20 protein-coding genes are annotated in these 17,496 nt (G+C 36.5%); 5 read left to right on the top strand and 15 right to left on the bottom strand.

What is annotated here, in order from left to right:
- Window positions 1–354: 354 nt before the first annotated feature.
- The 7 genes from arfB to ACSHW7_RS04495 all read right to left on the bottom strand — a co-directional run bounded on the left by arfB (window position 355) and on the right by ACSHW7_RS04495 (window position 5,118).
- On the bottom strand, window positions 355–759 hold the full coding sequence (gene arfB / locus ACSHW7_RS04525; protein WP_435678120.1) for an alternative ribosome rescue aminoacyl-tRNA hydrolase ArfB: 405 nt from the start codon (window positions 757–759) through the stop codon (window positions 355–357).
- Complete coding sequence (locus ACSHW7_RS04520; protein WP_435678119.1) at window positions 759–2,288, bottom strand: DUF4301 family protein; 1,530 nt, start codon at window positions 2,286–2,288, stop codon at window positions 759–761. Before ACSHW7_RS04520 ends, arfB begins: the two co-directional genes overlap by 1 nt.
- Before the next feature lie 2 nt (window positions 2,289–2,290).
- A complete protein-coding gene (locus ACSHW7_RS04515) occupies window positions 2,291–2,857 on the bottom strand; it encodes an AAA family ATPase (RefSeq protein ID WP_435678118.1) in 567 nt (188 codons plus the stop codon).
- On the bottom strand, window positions 2,818–3,450 hold the full coding sequence (gene pnuC, locus ACSHW7_RS04510) for a nicotinamide riboside transporter PnuC (protein WP_435678117.1): 633 nt from the start codon (window positions 3,448–3,450) through the stop codon (window positions 2,818–2,820). Before pnuC ends, ACSHW7_RS04515 begins: the two co-directional genes overlap by 40 nt.
- A complete protein-coding gene (locus tag ACSHW7_RS04505) occupies window positions 3,434–3,694 on the bottom strand; it encodes a thiamine-binding protein (protein ID WP_435678116.1) in 261 nt (86 codons plus the stop codon). Before ACSHW7_RS04505 ends, pnuC begins: the two co-directional genes overlap by 17 nt.
- A gap of 84 nt (window positions 3,695–3,778) precedes the next feature.
- On the bottom strand, window positions 3,779–4,477 hold the full coding sequence (locus tag ACSHW7_RS04500; protein ID WP_435678115.1) for a geranylgeranylglyceryl/heptaprenylglyceryl phosphate synthase: 699 nt from the start codon (window positions 4,475–4,477) through the stop codon (window positions 3,779–3,781).
- A gap of 2 nt (window positions 4,478–4,479) precedes the next feature.
- Complete coding sequence (locus ACSHW7_RS04495) at window positions 4,480–5,118, bottom strand: 4'-phosphopantetheinyl transferase family protein (RefSeq protein ID WP_435678114.1); 639 nt, start codon at window positions 5,116–5,118, stop codon at window positions 4,480–4,482.
- 227 nt (window positions 5,119–5,345) lie between these two features.
- On the opposite strand from ACSHW7_RS04495, the gene ahcY reads away from it, so the two are divergent.
- On the top strand, window positions 5,346–6,656 hold the full coding sequence (ahcY, locus tag ACSHW7_RS04490) for an adenosylhomocysteinase (protein ID WP_435678113.1): 1,311 nt from the start codon (window positions 5,346–5,348) through the stop codon (window positions 6,654–6,656).
- 142 nt (window positions 6,657–6,798) lie between these two features.
- On the opposite strand, the gene ACSHW7_RS04485 is transcribed toward ahcY, so the two are convergent.
- On the bottom strand, window positions 6,799–7,134 hold the full coding sequence (locus ACSHW7_RS04485) for a hypothetical protein (RefSeq protein ID WP_435678112.1): 336 nt from the start codon (window positions 7,132–7,134) through the stop codon (window positions 6,799–6,801).
- 78 nt (window positions 7,135–7,212) lie between these two features.
- Between ACSHW7_RS04485 and ACSHW7_RS04480 the strand changes: the two genes are divergently transcribed.
- Window positions 7,213–7,884 carry a transglutaminase domain-containing protein gene (locus ACSHW7_RS04480; RefSeq protein ID WP_435678111.1) on the top strand — a complete coding sequence of 224 codons (672 nt, stop codon included), beginning with the start codon at window positions 7,213–7,215 and terminating at the stop codon, window positions 7,882–7,884.
- A gap of 84 nt (window positions 7,885–7,968) precedes the next feature.
- Here ACSHW7_RS04480 and rpmA read toward each other — a convergent pair whose 3' ends face one another.
- Both rpmA and rplU read right to left on the bottom strand, forming a co-directional pair.
- Window positions 7,969–8,244 (bottom strand): 50S ribosomal protein L27, encoded by a 276-nt coding sequence (gene rpmA, locus ACSHW7_RS04475; protein ID WP_435678110.1) that lies wholly within the window; start codon window positions 8,242–8,244, stop codon window positions 7,969–7,971.
- Between the two features lie 37 nt (window positions 8,245–8,281).
- Window positions 8,282–8,998, bottom strand: coding sequence for a 50S ribosomal protein L21 (gene rplU / locus ACSHW7_RS04470; RefSeq protein WP_435678109.1), 717 nt, complete (start codon window positions 8,996–8,998; stop codon window positions 8,282–8,284).
- 296 nt (window positions 8,999–9,294) lie between these two features.
- Here rplU and ACSHW7_RS04465 point away from each other — a divergent pair, with 296 nt between their 5' ends.
- Complete coding sequence (locus tag ACSHW7_RS04465) at window positions 9,295–10,857, top strand: hypothetical protein (RefSeq protein WP_435678108.1); 1,563 nt, start codon at window positions 9,295–9,297, stop codon at window positions 10,855–10,857.
- Window positions 10,850–12,226: a T9SS type A sorting domain-containing protein gene (locus tag ACSHW7_RS04460; RefSeq protein WP_435678107.1), complete on the top strand. Its 1,377-nt coding sequence runs from the start codon at window positions 10,850–10,852 to the stop codon at window positions 12,224–12,226. The genes ACSHW7_RS04465 and ACSHW7_RS04460 overlap by 8 nt, the downstream gene beginning before the upstream one ends.
- A 116-nt stretch (window positions 12,227–12,342) precedes the next feature.
- Here ACSHW7_RS04460 and ACSHW7_RS04455 read toward each other — a convergent pair whose 3' ends face one another.
- From ACSHW7_RS04455 to mutY, 5 genes are all read right to left on the bottom strand, one after another.
- The gene (locus ACSHW7_RS04455; protein WP_435678106.1) at window positions 12,343–13,215 is read right to left on the bottom strand and encodes a DMT family transporter; all 873 of its coding nucleotides are present in this window, start codon (window positions 13,213–13,215) and stop codon (window positions 12,343–12,345) included.
- 181 nt (window positions 13,216–13,396) lie between these two features.
- Window positions 13,397–13,948, bottom strand: a complete 552-nt coding sequence (gene gldD / locus ACSHW7_RS04450) for a gliding motility lipoprotein GldD (protein ID WP_435678105.1) — start codon at window positions 13,946–13,948, stop codon at window positions 13,397–13,399.
- Window positions 13,948–15,270: a gliding motility-associated protein GldE gene (locus ACSHW7_RS04445; protein ID WP_435678104.1), complete on the bottom strand. Its 1,323-nt coding sequence runs from the start codon at window positions 15,268–15,270 to the stop codon at window positions 13,948–13,950. The genes gldD and ACSHW7_RS04445 overlap by 1 nt, the downstream gene beginning before the upstream one ends.
- A 50-nt stretch (window positions 15,271–15,320) precedes the next feature.
- Window positions 15,321–15,782 (bottom strand): single-stranded DNA-binding protein, encoded by a 462-nt coding sequence (locus ACSHW7_RS04440; protein ID WP_435678103.1) that lies wholly within the window; start codon window positions 15,780–15,782, stop codon window positions 15,321–15,323.
- A 75-nt stretch (window positions 15,783–15,857) separates the two neighbouring features.
- Complete coding sequence (mutY, locus tag ACSHW7_RS04435; protein WP_435678102.1) at window positions 15,858–16,922, bottom strand: A/G-specific adenine glycosylase; 1,065 nt, start codon at window positions 16,920–16,922, stop codon at window positions 15,858–15,860.
- Window positions 16,923–17,038: 116 nt separating this feature from the next.
- Between mutY and ACSHW7_RS04430 the strand changes: the two genes are divergently transcribed.
- Window positions 17,039–17,329 carry an HU family DNA-binding protein gene (locus tag ACSHW7_RS04430; protein ID WP_151892578.1) on the top strand — a complete coding sequence of 97 codons (291 nt, stop codon included), beginning with the start codon at window positions 17,039–17,041 and terminating at the stop codon, window positions 17,327–17,329.
- Window positions 17,330–17,496: the final 167 nt, after the last annotated feature.

The raw sequence follows: 17,496 nt of genomic DNA, 5'->3' as shown, positions 1-17,496 counted from the left end.
ACAAATAAAACATCTCGACCGCACTCAATGCGATGGTACTATTCCTAAACAGCATTACCTGTTCCAGGTTCTACGGGTATAATCTCAGCTTTCTTGAGTTTTGTAAAATATTTAAAACACAATCTGGCACCCCTTTGAGATGTGATGCAAAGATAGATGTGTTTCTGAAATATTAAATAGAAAAGAGAATAATTTTGAAAGTATTGATATGAAAAAACATCCCTACCCAACCTTCCCTTCAAAGGGAAGGAGCTAAGATTTTTTCTTTTGAAGATTATAGAAATTAAACAATAGTTTAATTGCAGAACGAACGTAGCTCTTTAGAGGCGTGTTCTTAAATTTATTTAAAAACAATCAATCTAATCTAGGCGGGCGTCTATTTGCTTTTTTAAGAGCGTTGTTCTTTTTAGATTTTATCCGTTCTTCGATGGCGCCTTTTGAAGGTTGGGTTTTCTTTCGAGGTTTCGGAATTTTAATGCTCTTTTCTAATAGCGCAATCAATCTTTGAATGACCAATGCTTTGTTGCGATGTTGGCTTCGGCTTTCACTGCAGGATAATGTGAATATGCCATCTTGGGAAATTCGGTTGGCTAATTTATTTTGAATTCTGCTCATTTCGGCCTCCGAAAAAGCTTGCGAAGAAGTCATATTCAATGAAACTTCAACCTTACTCGATGTTTTATTAACGTGCTGCCCTCCAGGCCCGCTACTGCGAACTGCTTTGAAGGTAATTTCTTTTAAAATTTGGTCAATATTCATTAGGCATTGGGACGGTGTTCGTTGCGTAATAAATCGTTGACGGTCTTTACGGGATTGAAAGTAATGAGTGGAACTTCAACAAAAACAGTGTTCCATTTTGCCATCGCTCCGTTCCACAATCCGGGCAACTCTAAGGCTTTAATCGCCTTACCATCAACCGTTTTATTTGAAATAAATGATGCCGACTCATCCACAAAATGCTCTAAATTAAAGGGATTTCCATCATAGTCTTTAGTTGCACACACAATATCCACGGGATTAAAATGTGTTGCCTCGTTAGCCAATTTGGTTTGAGAAGTATCGCTCTTGTTAATTTGCGACATTTCAACAATTTGAAGAGACATGTTTTCCTCCTCATCTCGAACCCAAAATGGTCCACCACCGGGCGCTCCCGTATTTTGAACAACCCCACAAACACGAAGAGGTCTATTTAAAATTTCGGCAATTCCAGCTGGAGTTTCGGGGTTTTCGCGTATGTATAATTCGTTCCACAAAAATGCTTTCATTTCAGCAAGTTTTTCATGGTTAACTTTATTCTCAATGATAATTTGTAGATAGGAAAAAATCTTTTTTTGGAGCATCAATAGTTTACCTGCCAACACTTTTTTATAGAATGCTATTTCACGAATATATTCCTCGGCAGCGACATTATCTATATTTTTAATAAAAATAACATCGGCATTTACGTCATTTAAATTTTTAATCAAAGCGCCGTGCCCCGATGGTCGTAGCAGAAAACTACCGTCTTCATTTCGGAAAGGAGTATTATCGTTATTTACGGCAATAGTAGCAGTGCTATCACATTGAAAAGAGTATGAAATTTTAATTTTCACCTTTGTTTTGCTCGTAATTCTATTTTGCACACGCTCAAATTCTTTCTTGAATAACTCCAAGTGCTCAGGCGCAAATGTGAAATGTAAATGGGCGGTATCATGAGCAAAAGCATATTGCGTAGCTTCAAAAAGCTGCTCTTCAAAAGCTGTTTTTACAAATTTTGAATATTTATGAAATGGGACAAGTCCTTTGGGTAGTTTGTTAAAATTAAGCCCGTTTTTATTGAGCATTGTTTTGACGAGCATTTGCATGCGTTGTCCTTTATTCGACTTTTTATACTCTGGATAATAGTTTCGGATTGCCTTTCTCAACTCTGAAATAAAAGCAAAATCCTTTACATTATCAAAGAATAATTTAAGCTGGTTAAGTTTGTTTGATTTTATGTATTTAAGTAGTGTTTCTTCTTCTGGGTCGTAGTCACCTAAAAATTCGTGAAGCATTTTAAACATACGTGTCGCTGCGCCACTTGCGGGTACAAATTTAACGATGTCTAAACCTGCTTTATTTTTGTCGTAGTAAGCAGCACAATCTTTTTGGGCATTTTCATTAAGAGCTTCAATCCCATTACCAATGGAAGCGGCAGTAACAATCTGGGCAAAAGGAACGCCTTTTTTAAACGTATTAATCTGTTGCTTTACCTGCTCCTCACTCAATCCTCTCTCTCTTAGATTTTGCAAATCATTTTGTGTAAACATTTTTATTTATTCTTGAGCAGTTTGTTAATCTGTTTTATTGCACGTTCAAAACGGTTATGTTTTGAACCCTTTATTATCATATAGGGTAGGTTGTAATCAATTAAATGATGCTCAAAAATACGAAACATATTTTCCCTATCGTCCGGTCTATCTCGTAATTTATCGAATTCCCAAGGTACATCAATGCCCGTTAAAAAGTAAAAATCGTATGTATTAATTTTATTCGCTTCGGAAATTTCCGAAGGACAAAATCCGTCATTGTAATATTTTGAATACACCTCGATTTCTAAAAGGTTGGTATCACAAAAAAGTACTTTTTTTGCGTTTACAGCCAGTTCATTTTCCGAAGCAATCTGCCCTTTTGCGATAGGCAATAAGTCTACTCTTGTAATTTTTTCTTGATGATCATCCCACTTTTTCTCTAAATAAGCACGCATAAATTCTGGCACCCATTGAGTTTCAAAATGAGCAGCAAGTTGCTTAGCAAGCGTTGTTTTCCCTGTAGATTCTGGACCAAAGAGTACAATTTTTAGGCAATCACTTGGTCGCTGTTTAAGTGTTTCTTCCATGTTTGATATCCTAAAATTGAAATGAGTATAAATATTAGATATAAAATACTGCTCAACGTATATCCTTTATAAAAATATAAAGGAACACTTATAATATTTCCTGCCAAAAGGTATATCCAGTTTGCAACTTTTCGCTTTGCAAGCATCCACATTCCTGCAAAAAACAGTGCAGTTGTGACAGTGTCCACATAAGCCGTCCAACTATTCCATTTATTAAATACTGTATAAACTACAAAAACTCCTATCAGTGCGGCGCCACTAATCAACAAAGCTATTGTGTGGTCTTTTGCTGTAGCATTTGTAATGGGAGTATGTTTTTCGGGAGTTATTTTACGGGTCCAAATATACCAACCGTAGATACTCATCACAAAATAGTATCCTTGAATAATTAAATCGCCCAACAATCCCCACTGCCAAAGTAAATACACAAAAATAGCGGTGCTTACAATGCCCGTTGGATAGACCCAAATACTATTGCGCCAAGAGCATAAAGCCGAAATTAAACCAAAACCAACAGCAATAGCCTCTAAAACAATTTGATAGGTTTCATATTCAGCATACTGCCCAAAAAGAAAATCAAAAATGGGGCTCATAATCGCTTCTGTCACTTTTTACAATTTTGATGTACAGTAAACCTCTTTCAACAGCTTCTAGTGCTATTTTCATTTCCTTTTGTAACACGTTCATTACAGTATCATATTCTCCATACACTTGTGTACTCAAAGGATTTTCTAAAACCGTCAACCCAGAATTTCGCAAACTTTTAATAAAGTTAATAATCGCTGGCTCGTATTCGTCTTGTAATGGCGTTAATGTCAATTCTACCGAAATATTCATAGTGTAGTAAAGTTTCTAAATTCAGAATTCAAAGGTAGGAAAATTGATTGGGCATTTTTAACCCCCATTTTTATGTGACCGAAACTACTTTTCAAACACAGTACCCATCACAACCATACTTGCGCCCGCATCATAAGACAACATCTGTTGCTCTGTGGTGCGTATTCCTCCACCTACAATGATTGGAATATCCAGCGCATTTTTTACTGCCTTAATAATTTGTAGAGCTACTGGTTTTCTTGCGCCACTTCCCGCTTCGAGATATAGTAGTTTTGCACCCATTAATTGTGCGGCCAATGCAGTACTCACAATCTCTTCGATATTTTCTTGAGGCATCGGTTTTGTTACTGTAACTTTTGCAACAGCCGAATCATTTCCGCCATCAATAAGTAAGTACCCAGTAGGGATTACTTCAAGTTGAGAATCGATTAATTTAGCAGCCGCTCTTTTTTGTTGTCCTATTAAGTATTCTGGATTATTTCCTGAAACTAACGATAAAAATAGAAGTGCATCTGCTTTGGGAGAAATCTGGCTGGCATCTCCCGGAAAGATAAATATGGGTAATTGTGTTTCAACTTTTAAACTTAAAATTACCTTTTCTGTAAATCCTTTGGGGACTGTGCTTCCGCCAACGAACAAATGAGTAGTTTTTGACGGAATGGTTTTCAAAAAAGCTTTTGAGGTTGAAGGGTCAAACTTTTCAGGATCTATTAATATGGCGAGTAATTGTTTGCCTTTTTTAATTTCAGAAATCAAATGGGTGTACTGAAACGTGCTGCGCATTATTAATCTTTTTCATTGATTAATGCGTACACTAAGGTGAACTCTTCAAATTCTTCAAAATGTACTTTGTAGGTTTCGCTCATTCCGTTGAAAGTAACCGTTGACTCTGTTTGTGTGGCATCCAGTCTAAAATCTTCCACGTAAATATTCTCCAAAAAGCTAACTCCAGGATTTGCAAAACTTTTATACAAAGCTTCCTTTGCTCCCCAAACTATCGTTAATTTTCGCATAATAGCATCATCGTTTGCGAGCGTTCGGTATTCTTCCAGAGGCGTAAATTTATGAGCGATTCTTATAATTTTTTGACGTTGCTTTTCAATGTCTATGCCCACTTCAATGTCACTCACAATAATAGCTGCAAAGTTGTAGCTATGTGTTATTGAAATATGTTTTCCGTCCCTTAAATGTGGTTTGCCGTTGTCATCATAAAATAAATCATGGTCGGTGTAGCTCATTTCGGCAAGCAAATGGCGTACGCTCATAAAACCGCGACGATGCAAATCGCTTTTCATCCCGTCAACCCTATTTTGACAATGGGGCGTTAAAACAATACCTTTTGATAAAGCTTCAAACGATTCTTCTATCTTCCAAATGAGGAGATTAGTCGTTTTGTTCAATGTTATAGTTTTGTAAAGAGACATGATTTTCTAAGAGATATTGCTTATTTTTGCAGTCCGAAATTTTAATGGTTTTCTACTTCGAACCGTTGGATAAAAATAAAGAATATTATTAGAATTTGGGAAGCTTCAAGAAGATGGTTGTTCAATGAAACTAAAGCGGTTTTGTTTTTGGCACATTTTCGCAGAAGCTAAAAAAAGTAAATTAACGAGTTTCCCATTATAGTGGGATTTAAAAAATAATTTTTTTTATGTCAACAAACACAGTACCGTACACAGCTAACAAAGTAAAAGATATCTCCCTTGCAGCATGGGGACGTAAAGAAATTGAACTTGCTGAGGCCGAAATGCCAGGTTTGATGTCTTTGCGCGAAGAATACAATAACGAGCAGCCCTTAAAAGGCGCACGCATTGCTGGATGTCTTCACATGACTATCCAAACTGCCGTTTTAATCGAAACGTTACAAGCCCTTGGAGCTGAAGTTACTTGGAGTTCTTGTAATATTTTCTCAACGCAAGACCAAGCCGCCGCTGCAATTGCTGCCGCTGGAACTGCGGTTTATGCTTGGAAAGGAATGAACGAAGAGGAATTTGAATGGTGTATAGAGCAAACGCTTTTCTTTGGTGAAGAGCGTAAGCCTTTGAACATGATCCTTGATGATGGTGGTGATTTAACAAATATGGTGCTGGATAAATACCCAGAACTTGCTGCAGGAATCAAAGGATTATCTGAAGAAACTACAACGGGTGTTCACCGTTTATACGAACGTATGAAAAAAGGAACGTTGCCTATGCCGGCTATCAACATTAATGATAGTGTAACAAAGTCAAAATTTGATAACAAATACGGGTGTCGTGAGAGTGCTGTGGATGCAATACGTCGCGCTACAGATGTTATGCTTGCTGGAAAGCGTGTAATCGTTTGTGGTTATGGTGATGTAGGAAAAGGAACTGCAGCTTCGTTTAAAGGAGCAGGTTCTATTGTAACGGTTACTGAAATTGATCCAATTTGCGCTTTACAAGCTGCCATGGACGGTTTTGAGGTAAAAAAATTAGAAAACGTTGTAAAAACTGCCGACATCATAATTACTACAACAGGTAATAAAGATATTGTACGCGGTGAGCATTTTGAAGCGATGAAGGATAAAACTATCGTTTGTAACATAGGTCATTTTGATAATGAAATAGATGTGCCATGGCTAAAAAACAATGCTAAGAAAGACGAAATCAAGCCACAAGTTGACAAATATACTTTTGGTGGAAAAGACATTATCCTTCTTGCCGAAGGACGTCTTGTAAACTTAGGTTGTGCGACGGGTCACCCTAGTTTTGTAATGAGTAATTCATTCACAAATCAAACACTAGCACAAATCGAGTTGTGGAACCACGCTGATAAATACGGAAATGAAGTGTATATGCTACCTAAGCATCTTGATGAAAAAGTAGCTCGTTTACACTTAGAGAAAATTGGTGTTGAGCTTACCGAATTAAAGCAAGACCAGGCAGAATATATCGGTGTAACGGTTGAAGGACCATTCAAGCCAGAGTATTACCGTTATTAATTAATTTACGATTTTCGATGTACGATGTACGATTGAAAATTTTGAATTATAATTTCTCCGGAAATTTTAGATACTGTAATTCTGGACTAGATTTAGAATCCATTAAAGCCCTTGAAGAAATTCGAGGGTTTTTTTGTTGCTGTTACTTAGCTTTCTTAAAAATGTAGCTCATCCAAACAGGGTCATTATCATCTGAAACGATTGCTTGGCGATCAAGGAACTCCCAATTAGCTCTATTCATGTAATTGAGTAATTGAGCCGTAGTTTCTAAATCTTCAATAGCATCTACAGTTATAGATTGTCCTTTGAGCGACTCTTGCTCTTCTACGCGTATCCTTTTTACCTTACCGCGATTATTTGCTTTTTGGACGACGATGACTTCTAAAAAGTCATATTGAGCGATTTGTTGAGCCTGTGATTGATTCGACCCTATTAAAAAGAGCGCAAAGAATAAAAATAATACTACAGATTTTTTCATAACAATCTATTTTGAATATCTAAATATAATGAAAGATGCAATTCTAAAATATTAAAATTCAAGTTACGTTATTATAATATGAATTTCTTAAAGCCAAACCTACTTATCATCTTTGCCTCCTCATTGATGATAATGGGTACAATTACAACTTCCACCGCTCAAGAAAGAATGATTATTGGAAAGCGAACTACGCAAGCCAAAACACAGAGAACACAAACTATTCCCAAAAAGCTTCCTAAAAAATCAAACACCCTAAAGCTAGCACATCAAATAACAATTGGCAAAAACACAGATGCAGAAAAAGCAAGAAGTATCTTCAATTGGATTGCAAACACTATTGAATACGACCACGAATTGAGATTGAACCAAAAGCTTCAAAAGGAAATATACATTTCAGAAGCAAATGTGATCACTCAAGCTCTTAAAAGAAAGAAAGCACTTTGTGGTGGTTATGCTTTTTTGTTCAAAAAACTTTGTGCAGATGTGGGCATAAAGACCGAAATTATTCACGGTTTCACAACCCAGCCCAATACATATAAAAACACAAAAGGCAAGCCCGAACACACTTGGAATGCTCTCTATCTAAATGGCGAATGGCATTTGTTGGACATTACCTGGGCCATTAGCCATGGAACCCCCAATAAGCCAAATTGGTATTGGTATCAAACAAACGCTGCAGAATTTGCAAAAACACATCTCCCAAAAGACGGCAAATGGCAGCAAATCAATAGTAAATTTACAACACGTTAGATTACATTTTTTTATAAATCTTTCTTAACCTAAAAAACCCCAACCAGCTTATGCCGATTGGGGTTTGTTATTTTTAAGTTATAATTATATAACTTCAGATGGTTCTACACTTGGTATAATAGAAACATACGATTTGTTGTCTCTTTTCTTAGTGAATTTTACAACACCGTCCACTTTTGCGTGAAGTGTGTGGTCTTTTCCACCATATACATTTTCACCTGGGTGATGTGTATTACCTCTTTGTCTTATGATAATGTTCCCTGCAACAGCAGCTTGTCCACCAAAAATTTTAACACCTAAGCGTTTTGATTCTGATTCTCTACCGTTCTTCGAACTACCAACTCCTTTTTTGTGAGCCATAATTTCTGGGTTTTATTTGTTCAACTTTAGCGTTAGATTATTTTCTTCCGCCGTCTAATTCGTCTTGCCATTTTTTTAGCTCGTCCCACTTACCATCAGCAGCTAATTTAGCTTGCTCTGGCCAAGTGTTTGCCACTAAGTGTGCCAAGTTTGAACTTGCTTCAGCTAGGATTGCTTCAATAGCTTCTGGCTTTGCCTTTGCTACTTTAGCAAAAGTGTCTAATCCTGCAGCAACCATTGCTTCTGCAGCTTTAGGTCCAACACCTTCAATCTTTTTAAGATCATCAGCTTTCGCTTTTTTGGGAGCAGCCTTTTTAGCCGGTGCTTTTTTAGCTTCAGCTCTAGGAGCCGCTGCCTTGGCAGGAGCTTCTTTTTTAGCTTCTTCTTTTTTAGCAGCTGGTTTAGCTTTTGCCTTTGCTGGCGTAGCTTTTTTCTTAGCTCCAGAAGTTGCGATGCTCTCAATAACGATTTCAGAAAGGGCTTGTCTGTGACCGTTTTTCTTACGGTAACCTTTTCGTCTTTTCTTTTTGAAAACAATAACTTTGTCACCTTTAAGGTGTCTTAGGACTTTTGCTCCTATAAGAGCTCCGTCTATAGCCGGGGCGCCAAGGGTAATATTATCACCATCACCTACTAACAAAATATTGTCAAACTCTACAGTTTCACCTTCATCAGTAGCTAAACGATTAACAAAAACCTTTTGGTCTTTTGCAACTTTAAATTGCTGCCCTGCTATCTCTACAATTGCGTACATAGCGTAACGTTTAATTAATTAATAATCTCGCTTCATTTTAAAGCGGGTGCAAATATAATTGTAATTCCCTTAAAAACAAACACTTTATTTGCTAAAATTTTAAAGGGAAATCGAGCGAAACAAGAGACCCGTAAAAAGTGAATATCGATGACTTCGGAAATTTAACAACTTCAATTTTTTTGCTGAAATTAAAAATGATTTATTCTTTTTGTTATTCCTGAAAATGGTTAACTTACATCAAACTAAAACTCATTAATTATGAAAACATTACTCAATTTATTTAAGAGGGGGGGGTATTGCTTTTAGTGGTATTAACCGCACAAGTCTCTAATGCTCAAGATAGTGAAGAATGTATTATTGAAAACTATAATCCCGCAAATTTCATTGTAACTCCAGCACAAATTGCAGCCGCAGCAAATGAATTACCTGTTGTCTTCAATGTTGCATTTTGGCAAGTAAATGACAGTAGTGGCTACTATCCTGACCCTATTTCTGAAAACCATGTCTTGACAGTAATTGCGAACATGAATATAGCCTTTAACGATATTGGTATCTATTTTAAATATCGGGGACTAAACGAATTAAACAGCCCAGCAAATGTAGTTAATAGACAATGGATTGATAGTGACGGCGATGGCGATTCAGAATGCACCACCCTACCTTCAAATGACCCAGATGGTTTTATGATTTTAAGCCGCTGTCAATTGGGCGCTTTCGGCACGTATGTTGACAATAACAATTTAAAAGTAGAAAATTCATTCAATGTTTACATTCCTGCTGGAACTAGCGGTTTTGGTGGTTCTTCCGGAGGAAGCAGACTCACATTTAACAGGTCCGGAGTTACTGGTTCTGGAATGATACACGAATTTGCACACTCTTTTGGGCTTCATCATACGCATGGAGCTGGTCAAGATAATATAAGTTGGAGACACCCTACAGATCCTACAAGATGCGAACATGTAACGAGAGATCAAAATATTACTCCCACGGTTGACCCTGTAAATTATTTTAATGCATACGATAAAGGTGATTTTGAATACGACACGGCATCTGCGCCTAATTATATTGTCGAATATTGCCACTTTAATGGACTGCCAGATAATGATTGTTCTGGGACCAGTAATTTAACATATTACTATGTAGACGAAAATGACTGCAATTACACAGGTGGTGTTATTAATACAGATTGTGCTGGTAGAGAATACGATATTTTCGACTCAGATGTGCGCAATTACATGTCATATTCCCGTAATAGTTGTAAAGACAGTTTTACTCCAAATCAAATCGCAAAAATGCAAGGAAGAGTAACGTCCTCTGCATTTTTAGCCAACCTCCAGGCAGATATCTCTTCGCTCTATGAGCCATATAAAGGAGAATACTATTTTGCAGGACCTGACGTAACGCAATCACCATTATTCCAACCTGGGTTTGATTACCGATTTGTGAGATGCGGAGATAATTATCCGCAACCTACTGAATATAATGACCTTAGCTTTAACTACAGCATAAACAGTGTAGTCGCATCGTACAGTATCAATGATATCACTTCCACTCCCTATGAATATTTAATCCACCCCAACAGAAGTGCCATAGTGATTGACCAGTTAAATACTAGTCTTGGCTACACAAATGTGCAACGATGCTATGACAATAATAACAAAGCACCGCTAGGCGGTTCTATTACCAAGTTTAATGACAATACGTTTAATAATAATGTCACTATAACACAAAAAGATTCCATAGGTATTAATCAAGAAACTTTAGTAGACGAACTACCTTCAGGACTCTATAAAATTGAAAAACAGTATGATGGTGGCTCAATAGAGCAAACAATAATTCTAAAAGGAAATAATGAATAATTTAAATAAAACAAAACAATACCTCTATATTGTTTTTCTCCTTTCAATTCTATCTACTCAAGCGCAGTTTGGAGATTCACAACTTATCACTAATACTTCAGACGGTGTCCGCTGGATTGATAGTGCAGATATAGATGGAGACGGTTTTGAAGACATACTTGCCGCAAATAGATTTGGCAGTAATGTGTCATGGTATAAAAATGTTAACGCAGGTTCTTCATTTCTTACAAATGAAATCGCATTTTTGAATCAAACCAGCATGGTCACTCATGGGGACTTAGACGGTGATGGTGATATAGATATTATAGCTTCTACGATACCTGACCAACTTGTTGTATGGTACGAAAACTTAGATGGACATGGTAACTTTAGTCCTCAAAAAATAATAACGCCTTCAGCCCTTAACGCTTTTTTTATATTGGTTGAAGATATTGATGCAGATGGCGACCTCGACGTAATGACTGGTGGCGATGCCTCAAGAATTGAATGGTTTGAAAATATAGATGGGCAAGGTAATTTTAATTCCTCTACTTTAATTGACAATAGCTTAGGCAGTTCAAGATCACTTGCTATGGAAGATTTAGACGGAGATGGAGATTTAGATTTAGTGACTGATTCTACTGGATCTATAAATGTATGGTGGTTTGAAAATCTTGATGGCTTAGGTAATTTTGGTCCTAAACAAGAAATAGGAGGCACCGGACTAGCAGCAAACCATATTTTATTAGCAGATTTCGATAATGATGGTTTCATAGATGCGTTAGCGAGCTACCCAGCGTTAGATAGAATTGTATGGCATAAAAACACAGACGGATTTGGCAATTTTAGTCCAGAAATAAATATAACATTAACAAGCAAGGCAGGGGGTATAAAGACCGCCGATATTGATAACGATGGAGATCAAGATGTACTTGTGTCTTCCACTAATAGCCCTACCCTTAAATGGTATGAAAATGAAGATGGATTGGGCACCTTTAGTTCAGAAAAGGTTATTGAAGTTGACTTTGTTGGTTCAAAATGCCTAGCCATAGACATAGATAACGACGGTGATATTGATGCTGTACGCGCCTCGCAAAACGATGACACTATCGTATGGTATGAAAATCAAACTATCTTAAGTACAGTAAAGGCTCAGTTAAAAACTATAATCGTCCACCCAAATCCAGCTGACACCGCATTGTATATAACAGGTAAAGGCATCAATATAATCGCCACCATGCGCGTTACTGAAATGACAGGTACAATATTATGGGAATCAAAAAAGTTTTCAAATACTATTGACACAAGCACTTGGAATACTGGTGTTTATTTTCTCGAAATAGAGAACGAGACTAAAGAAAAAAGAGTTATTAAAGTTATTAAAAGATAAATCCTTGGAAATATATTCTAAAAAATCTTGCTTTTCACTAATGCAAGATTTTTTCTGCCTAAGCTTTAGATAACTACGTCATTATCATATATTAAAATTTCCGAAGTGAAAACTACTTATTTTCTATTGGTCAATAATACACCCAGCAAGATAATCCCCGTCGCAAAACCCTTAAATAGTGTAAATCTCTCTCCATCAAGCATTCCCCATAATAACGCTATTATAGGAATTGTATAGGTTACCGATGTTGCAAATACAGGGGTGCTCATTTGTACCAATTTATTAAACATCACCTTAGAAACTCCCGTTCCCACTACTGCTAAAATCACTAAATATCCCAATGCTGTATGTAGCTCTGTATCATTCATCAAATCTTTTGAAAAAAAATCTGAAAACAGCAAAACTATCAATGCCGGGATTATCAAGACCACAAAATTACCCACAGCAATTGACATCGCAGGAATGGTTTGCAAGTGTCTTTTAATAATGTTCACATTAAAGGCATAACAAACAGAAGCGGCAAGCACAAGCCCGGTATACCAATAATTCTGGTCTGGATTGATTGCTGCGCCTGCATAAATAAGGAGCAGACTCCCTAAAAGTCCCACTACTACCCCAAATAATTGGTTGCGGGTATAACCAATACTAAATACAATAGCACCCAGTATTAACGTAATAATTGGTGTTGTAGAATTTAAAATAGAGGCGACTGCACTGTCTATTTCGGTTTCGGCAAAGGCGAATAAGAATGCGGGAATAAAGGTTCCTAAAAAGGCCGAGATGGTAATCCACTTCCACTCGTGCTTTTTAATTTTTTTGAGAGATTTAAAACCTATCAACAATAAAAATGTGGCAGCAAACAGTGTGCGCAACGCCCCTAATTGCAGAGGCGTCAAACCTATAAGTGCTTTTTTAATTAGGATAAATGAACTTCCCCAGACTACAGAAAGTATGGCGAGATAAATCCACTTTTTTTCGATGCTTTTCACTTTGGAAATTTTGGAATTGCAAAGATGATTTTAAAATTTGGGATTGAAGTATAATGGAATTAATATTTCGGCTTTGCCTAAAATGTCAATTTAAAAATATGTAGAGAGCAACTAAACCTATTTAATAAACGAAGGTTTCGACTGTGCTCAACCGGGCATTTAGTAAAATTAATCTCAAAAATTATTTCCATTCCATAGTTTCCATCATTACTCTAATGTCCTCGCGGAGATAAACAACGGCGGGATAGATGGAATCAAAATTGGGTTTTGCCTCAAAATAGAGCGAACCCGTAATAAAATTATTAATGCTATCAGTCAAATAGAAATGTGATTGCGATGCGGCATTACCATTGATACTATAAAAAATACCGTAGGTTTTATTGTCTGGGTTTTCAAAAACTTGTTCTGGAATACTCTGCGCTTTTATGTCGTGGTTGTATGCCAACTTTTGCGCATCATATAATAAGGAGTCCAAGTTTTGATTTTTGATTTTCTGAAATGTTAAATAAACACCCGCGTTCATTTTTGGGTACTCCACTTTGGCGGCACAGTTGCGGCCGGGAATTAACTGCGCGTTATTGTTGATGAGAAAATCATATTCGCAATCTGTATTTGTTTTATGATACGATTGGGTTGGATATTCCAGTCGCAATTTGGCATTTGGTTTTACGATAACATCATCGCCACAGGAAACAACAAATAGAAAAATAAATATGACTATTAAATAACGCATTAAGGTTGAGGGCGTATTGTTAATTTAATTTGTTTTATACGTTTATTTTCAAACGCTTCAATAGTAAACGCATAATGCTCAAAACTTATTATTTCGTTTTTCTTTGGAAATCCTTTTGAAATTTCTAAAAGAAATCCAGCTACCGTTTCGGCTTCGCCTTTGGCACTTTCAAAAATTAGCGGGTCTTTAAGGTTGATTACTTTATAAAAATCCTTGAGCGGTGTTTTTCCTTCAAATACATAATTATTGTCATCCAATTTTGAAAAAACCAGATCTTCATCATCAAACTCATCGCTAATTTCACCAACAATTTCTTCGATAATATCTTCGAGCGAAATCAACCCACTAGTACCGCCGTATTCATCAACAACAATAGCAAGGTGCATTTTCATTGTTTTAAATTCGTTGAGCAAATCGTCCAGTTTTTTATTTTCCGGGACAAAGTATGCTTTGCGAGTGAGTGCGTTCCAGTCAAGTTCTTTGGTATCAATATGCGGCATTAAATCTTTGACATATAAAATACCCGTAATGTTATCAATATTTTCACTAAAGACAGGTATTCGCGAATATCCTTTTTCTATAATATGCGGTAAAATTTCAGCATAAGGTAATTCTTGGTTGAGGGCAAAAATATCCATCCTGTTTTTCATGACTTGTTTGGTATCTGTATTTCCAAAAGTGACGATTCCTTTTAATATTTTTTGTTCCTCGTGGGTGGTGTCAGTTTCATCAGTAAGTTCTAGTGCTTGTGATAATTGATCAACGCTCAAGTTTGATTTTTGTTTACCAAATTTTTCCTGAATATAAATAGTCACAGCGCGCATGGGCATGCTAATAGGTGTAAACAAAAAGTCGAGCACTTTTATGGGCATTGCCATGAATAATGCAAACGACATGCTATTGCGACTCGCATATATTTTGGGGAGGATTTCTCCAAAAAGTAAAATTAAAAAAGTAACAACACCAACCTCGACAACAAAGCGAATATTGATACCAAAATACACTTGATTCAAATTTGCAAAAAACACTTCTCCTATGGTATCAAAAAGGAGTACGATAGCGATGTTTATAAAGTTATTGGCGACTAGAATTGTTGCCAATAATTTTTTGGGCCTATCGAGAAGTTTAGATACAATTTGGAGTTTTTTTGGAGCTTTTTTTTCATCTTCGAAATCTAACTCAGAAGACGTTAGAGAGAAAAAAGCGACTTCAGCACCACTTATCATTGCAGAGCAAATAAGCAACACGACCAATGCAACGAGGTAAATTATCGTTCCAGATGTAAAGGCTAATAAGTATAAACTAGGAGGTTCTATGTCCACAATTTTTTCAACGTTGGTTAGGCTAAGATACTACAAAAATAGTGGATCTATTAAAATGGCAAATCATCATCTTCCTCAGGTTGCTGTACGTGTTGAGTTTGTGCTGGAGCAGCCGGTTTTTGTGACTGCGATGGCGCTTGCGATTGTTGCTGTTGCATTCCATCTTGCTGCTCATTTTTGGGCGTTAGGAAAGTAAAATCAGTACATTGAATTTCGGTACTATAACGGTCTTGCCCTTTGTCATCCTGCCATTTGCGAGTTTTCAATCTACCTTCAATATATACTTTATCACCCTTTTTTAAATACTTTTCACAAATTTCGGCACCTTTATTTCGTACTACAATATTGTGCCACTCCGTCGTAGTCACGCGTTCGTTCGTGGTTCTATTTGTGTAGCTTTCATTAGTTGCCAGCGGAAATCTACCAATACTGTTCCCACCTTCAAAAAAGTGCATTTTTACATCATCTCCCGTATGCCCAATCAGCATCACTTTATTCAACGTCCCACTCATAATACTATGTTTTAATTTTAATCAAAAATTGTTTTCAAAGGTATGTTTTGCGAATTAAATATAATCAAAAATCGGTTACTTAAATTCGGGAAAGGTGGAAATAAAGTTGGATATCAAAACAGGAACGGCAAAGTCGTGTACTTCGGAAATTTTAATCCCGTCATCCTTTATCGGGTTTGAATAACAAATCCAGAATTTAGTATATAAATGTTGATGCGATAATTTATGAACTACCGAAGTATCATTGAAAAGGACAATTTCAGAAATACCGTATTTCTTCACCAACTCATTATAGGCAACAGTAGTTATTAATTTCTTTTCAGAAATTTCCGAAGCACTTTCAATCAAGGGAAACTCGTATAGTTGTTGCCATATTCCTTTTGCCGTTCGTTGGCGCAAAATTGTTTTTCCGTTTGCCGAAATAATGACGATATAATTAAAATAACGTTTTTTTACTTTTAGTTTTTTCAGCTTTACAGGAAGTTCACTTACCTTATTCGATTGGTACGCAAAACATTCCTTATTAAAAATACAGTTAGAGCAATCTGGATTTTGAGGCACACAATAGCGCGCACCAAACTCCATCGTCGCTTGGTTAAAAATACCGGGTTGCTTGGAATCTAAAAGTTCCTGCGCAAGACTTTTAAATTCTTTAATCCCTGCGGTACTATTAATTGGAGTATTTATGCCGTAAATGCGCGATAAAATACGATACACATTTCCGTCCACAACAGCCGTTGGCAAATTGAAACAGATGGAACCTATGGCACTCGCTGTATAATCACCTACTCCTTTTAATGTAAGCAGTTCATTAAAATTATCGGGGAATTTTCCACCGAGCTCATTGGCAACATATTGCGCAGTAAAATGCAGATTACGAGCGCGAGAATAATAACCAAGTCCCTGCCACAATTTTAACACTTGCTCTTGAGGCGCATCTGCGAGGGATTTTACATCAGGAAATGCTTCAATAAATTTAAAATAGTAGGGCATTCCTTGCGCTACACGGGTTTGTTGTAGGATAATTTCAGAAAGCCAAATACGGTAAGGTTCCTTAGTTTCTCTCCAAGGGAGTTCACGCTTGTTTTCTAAGTACCATAATATGAGTTTTTTACGGAAATTTGAGGGGTTTAACGACATTTAACAAAAATACCCTTTATGTCTTTATATTTTAACGCATTACCCTTTGAGTTATTGATTTTATATTTCTTATATTTGCCGTCTTGAAAAAAAATTAATTAAAAAAAAGAACAAACATGACGAAAGCAGATATTGTAGCAAAAATCTCAGAGAAATTAGGAATGGAAAAAGGAGATGTACAAGCTACCGTTGAAACATTTATGGAAGAAGTAAAGACTTCTCTTGAAGGTGGAGACAATGTATACTTAAGAGGTTTTGGAAGTTTTATCATCAAAACGAGAGCTGAAAAAACTGGACGTAATATTTCAAAGAATACTACGATTAAAATCCCCGCACACAACATCCCCGCATTTAAGCCTGCAAAAGTATTTGTAGAGGGTGTAAAGACAAACGTTGAAGTAAAATAATTTAATAACATCCCGTCATCAATGGTGGCGGGATACCATAAAACCTATTTAATATGCCAAGTGGTAAAAAAAGAAAAAGACATAAGGTAGCTACGCATAAGCGTAAGAAAAGAAGACGCGCTAACCGTCACAAAAAGAAGAAGTAGTTTTAAACTACTTTTTTCTTT

The sequence above is a fragment of the Patiriisocius sp. genome (assembly GCF_051252435.1).
GTDB lineage: Bacteria > Bacteroidota > Bacteroidia > Flavobacteriales > Flavobacteriaceae > Patiriisocius.
Note: the sequence above shows the minus strand (reverse complement) of the source record. Positions and strands in the feature narration are given on the sequence as shown.

Bases quoted from the DNA above. Each gene is read 5' to 3' on its own strand.
- arfB (WP_435678120.1), bottom strand. From the start codon at position 759: ATGAATATTGACCAAATTTTAAAAGAAATTACCTTCAAAGCAGTTCGC.
- ACSHW7_RS04520 (WP_435678119.1), bottom strand. From the start codon at position 2,288: ATGTTTACACAAAATGATTTGCAAAATCTAAGAGAGAGAGGATTGAGT.
- ACSHW7_RS04515 (WP_435678118.1), bottom strand. From the start codon at position 2,857: ATGGAAGAAACACTTAAACAGCGACCAAGTGATTGCCTAAAAATTGTA.
- pnuC (WP_435678117.1), bottom strand. From the start codon at position 3,450: ATGAGCCCCATTTTTGATTTTCTTTTTGGGCAGTATGCTGAATATGAA.
- ACSHW7_RS04505 (WP_435678116.1), bottom strand. From the start codon at position 3,694: ATGAATATTTCGGTAGAATTGACATTAACGCCATTACAAGACGAATAC.
- ACSHW7_RS04500 (WP_435678115.1), bottom strand. From the start codon at position 4,477: ATGCGCAGCACGTTTCAGTACACCCATTTGATTTCTGAAATTAAAAAA.
- ACSHW7_RS04495 (WP_435678114.1), bottom strand. From the start codon at position 5,118: ATGTCTCTTTACAAAACTATAACATTGAACAAAACGACTAATCTCCTC.
- ahcY (WP_435678113.1), top strand. From the start codon at position 5,346: ATGTCAACAAACACAGTACCGTACACAGCTAACAAAGTAAAAGATATC.
- ACSHW7_RS04485 (WP_435678112.1), bottom strand. From the start codon at position 7,134: ATGAAAAAATCTGTAGTATTATTTTTATTCTTTGCGCTCTTTTTAATA.
- ACSHW7_RS04480 (WP_435678111.1), top strand. From the start codon at position 7,213: ATGAATTTCTTAAAGCCAAACCTACTTATCATCTTTGCCTCCTCATTG.
- rpmA (WP_435678110.1), bottom strand. From the start codon at position 8,244: ATGGCTCACAAAAAAGGAGTTGGTAGTTCGAAGAACGGTAGAGAATCA.
- rplU (WP_435678109.1), bottom strand. From the start codon at position 8,998: ATGTACGCAATTGTAGAGATAGCAGGGCAGCAATTTAAAGTTGCAAAA.
- ACSHW7_RS04460 (WP_435678107.1), top strand. From the start codon at position 10,850: ATGAATAATTTAAATAAAACAAAACAATACCTCTATATTGTTTTTCTC.
- gldD (WP_435678105.1), bottom strand. From the start codon at position 13,948: ATGCGTTATTTAATAGTCATATTTATTTTTCTATTTGTTGTTTCCTGT.
- ACSHW7_RS04440 (WP_435678103.1), bottom strand. From the start codon at position 15,782: ATGAGTGGGACGTTGAATAAAGTGATGCTGATTGGGCATACGGGAGAT.
- mutY (WP_435678102.1), bottom strand. From the start codon at position 16,922: ATGTCGTTAAACCCCTCAAATTTCCGTAAAAAACTCATATTATGGTAC.
- ACSHW7_RS04430 (WP_151892578.1), top strand. From the start codon at position 17,039: ATGACGAAAGCAGATATTGTAGCAAAAATCTCAGAGAAATTAGGAATG.